The sequence below is a fragment of the Arthrobacter sp. SPT-J7 genome (assembly GCF_059089965.1).
The window spans coordinates 1-1,349 of sequence record NZ_JBNHFF010000438.1 but is presented as its reverse complement, the minus strand read 5'-3'; the positions used below and the strand labels follow the sequence as shown (position 1 = coordinate 1,349).

Sequence of the window (1,349 nt, the reverse complement as noted above, 5' to 3'; positions counted from 1 at the left end):
CGAAGGCTTCGGCAATTTCGGAATCGGCGCCCTCGGGCAGGGGCAGGAGCGGGGTGCGCACTGTGGCGTGGTCCAGAATGCCACGGTTCACGAGGCCCCACTTCAAGGCCACGGTGCCCTCCATGTGGGACCCGCGGTGGTAAACGTTCTTGGTCACCGGGAGCAGCCGCTCATGAATGGCGTGGGCACGCGGGTAGTCCTGCGCCTTGCCGGCCTCGATCAGTTCGACGAGGAGTTCGGGGGCGATGTTGCCGTAGCCGACGAGCAGGCCGTCGACATCGAACATCGTCGGCAGCAGGTACTCGTCATGGCAGGACAGCACCTGCAGCTCGGGGTGCGCAGCGCGCAGCGCGGGGATCTCGGTGTACCACCGGCGCATGTTCCGCACACCGTTCTTAGTGGCAAAGACGCCCTCCTGGCCGGCGATCTCCAGCTGGGTGTCCAGGTTGTAGTTCGCCTTGGTGTTGTCGGGGTACTGGAACATGATCAGCGGCAGACCGGACTCTTCATAGATTTCCTGGTAGCGCGCCTGCGGCGCACCGTCCTGGTATCCGAAGCGCAGCCACCCGTGCGAGGGGTAGACGAGACCGGCTGCCGCGCCGGCCTCGACAGCCTTCTTTGCCTCGAGGGCCGCGGTCTTGTTGCCCTCCTTCGTGATGCCCGCCACGACCGGCACGCGGCCGTCGGTCGACGCGACGAACGCGCGGATAACGTCCAGCTGCTCTTCTTCGGTGAGGAACGTACCTTCGCCGGCGTGGCCCAGGACGACCAGGCTCTTCACGCCCTCAATCGATCCGAGCCACGAACCCAGTCGCTGGATCGCAGCGTAGTCGACAGCGCCATCTTCGGTGAACGGGGTGACAGGTGCGGGGCTGAGTCCGCGGAGATCGAGTGTCATTACAGCTACCTCTTGTCTTCATTGATGGTCGGCAATCCCGCTACTATGAAAACGTTTGCGGGAACGCTTTCAAGTCTGCACGTGTCGCAGCTCACTGTCAAGAGAACGTTTGCAAGTCAGGAGGATTAGAGTGCTTGTTAAACCCATGCTGAGGAGGAGTACCGCAATGGAACCGGCTGCCGCAGTCAATGTCGTCACGCTGAAGGATGTTGCAGCGGCCAGTGGCGTGAGTATTTCCACGGCCAGCCGAGCCCTGGATGAACGGACCACGTCCCGCTCAGCTGCTGCAGCCAACGTGCGAAAGATTGCTGAAGAGCTTGGGTACCGTCGGAATTCTTTCGCCTCCAGCCTCCGTCGGGGCGAAACGCGGACGTTGGGCGTCCTTGTCCCCCGCTTGAGCGACACGGTCATGGCCATGATGTTCGAAGAACTTGAAAAGGCCGCATCTTCC

General features: G+C 62.5%; 2 protein-coding genes. One reads left to right on the top strand and one right to left on the bottom strand.

Features of this window, described 5'->3' with window-relative positions:
* Window positions 1–898, bottom strand: an 898-nt coding sequence (locus tag AC5RWX_RS33375) for a dihydrodipicolinate synthase family protein (RefSeq protein WP_494100439.1), incomplete at its 3' end; no start/stop codon positions are given.
* A gap of 166 nt (window positions 899–1,064) precedes the next feature.
* On the opposite strand from AC5RWX_RS33375, the gene AC5RWX_RS33370 reads away from it, so the two are divergent.
* The coding region (locus tag AC5RWX_RS33370) for a LacI family DNA-binding transcriptional regulator (protein WP_494100438.1) at window positions 1,065–1,349 on the top strand (285 nt) is incomplete at its 3' end.